The organism is Mitsuaria sp. TWR114 (assembly GCF_007997345.1).
In genome coordinates this window covers 1-1,245 of sequence record NZ_VOSR01000297.1, presented here as the reverse complement: position 1 = coordinate 1,245, position 1,245 = coordinate 1, and the positions used below count along the sequence as shown (strand labels likewise).

The 1,245-nt window shown below is 73.4% G+C and carries 2 protein-coding genes; both read left to right on the top strand.

Annotated elements, in window-relative coordinates; all coding sequences use genetic code 11:
- Nucleotides 1-823 (top strand): tRNA (adenosine(37)-N6)-dimethylallyltransferase MiaA (gene miaA / locus FUT87_RS12305; protein ID WP_147241198.1); only part of this gene is annotated, 823 nt, incomplete at its 5' end.
- 8 nt (nucleotides 824-831) lie between these two features.
- Nucleotides 832-1,245: ABC transporter ATP-binding protein (locus FUT87_RS12300; protein WP_147241197.1), on the top strand; the 414-nt coding region annotated here is incomplete at its 3' end.

The following is a 1,245-nucleotide window of genomic DNA, read 5'->3' as shown; positions in this document are numbered from 1 at the left end:
GGACATCGGCACCGCCAAGCCGACGCCGGAAGAACTCGCCGCGGTGCCGCATCACCTGATCGACGTCCTCGAGCCGACCGCGAGCTACTCGGCGGCGCAGTTCGTCCGCGACGCGCTGCGGCTGGTGCCCGAGATCCAGGCCCGCGGCGCGCGGCCGCTGCTGGTCGGCGGCACGATGCTGTATTTCAAGGCGCTGTTCGACGGCCTGTCCGAGCTGCCGCAGGCCGATCCAGCGCTGCGCGCGCAACTCGATGCCGAGGCCGCCCGCGACGGCTGGCCCGCGATGCACGCGCGGCTGGCCGCGCTGGACCAGAACACCGCCGCCCGCCTGGCGCCGCTGGACGCGCAGCGCATCCAGCGCGCGCTCGAGGTCTGCCTGCTCAGCGGTGAGCCGATGTCGGCGCTCTACCGGCGCCAGCGCGCGCAGGGCGTCGACTGGCCGCTGATCTCCCTGGAGCCCTCGGATGCGGCACGCGCCTGGCTGCATCAGCGCCTCGCGCAGCGCTTCGAGCTGATGATCGAACAGGGCTTCGTCGACGAGGTGCGGCGCCTGCGCGCCCGCGTCGACCTGCACCTGGGGCTGCCCTCGATGCGCTGCGTCGGTTATCGGCAGGCCTGGGAACTGCTCGACGCCAACGAGGCCGCGCCCGACCTCGCGGCCCTGCGCGAACTGGGCACCGCCGCGACGCGGCAACTCGCCAAGCGCCAGATCACCTGGCTGCGCAGCATGCCGGCGCGGCGCGTGGTGGCGGCGGAAGCGCCCGACGCGCTCGAACAGCTGATCGCGCTCGCCGACGACACCGCCACTGCCGGCGCCGACTGAGCTCGACGATGGACGTCCCCCTCCTCACCGCCACCGGCCTGACCAAGCGCTACGGCGCGCAAACCCTGTTCGAGCACCTCTCGCTGACGCTGCATCGCGGCGAGATGCTGGCGCTGCTCGGCGAATCCGGCAGCGGCAAGTCCACGCTGCTGAACGGGCTGGCGGCGCTCGAGCCGCTGGATCGCGGCCAGGTGGTGCTGCAGGGCCGCGACCTGCTGGCGCTGGACGAATCCGGCCAGGCCCGGCTGCGCCGCGAGCAACTCGGCTTCGTGTTCCAGGCCTTCCATGTGCTGCCCCACCTGACCGTGCGGGACAACGTCGCCCTGCCGCTGCTGCTGCAGGGCAAGCCCGACGCGCGCCGTGTCGAGGAGATGCTGGACGCGGTCGGCCTGGGCGCGCAGGCCCGCCACCTGCCGCGCCAG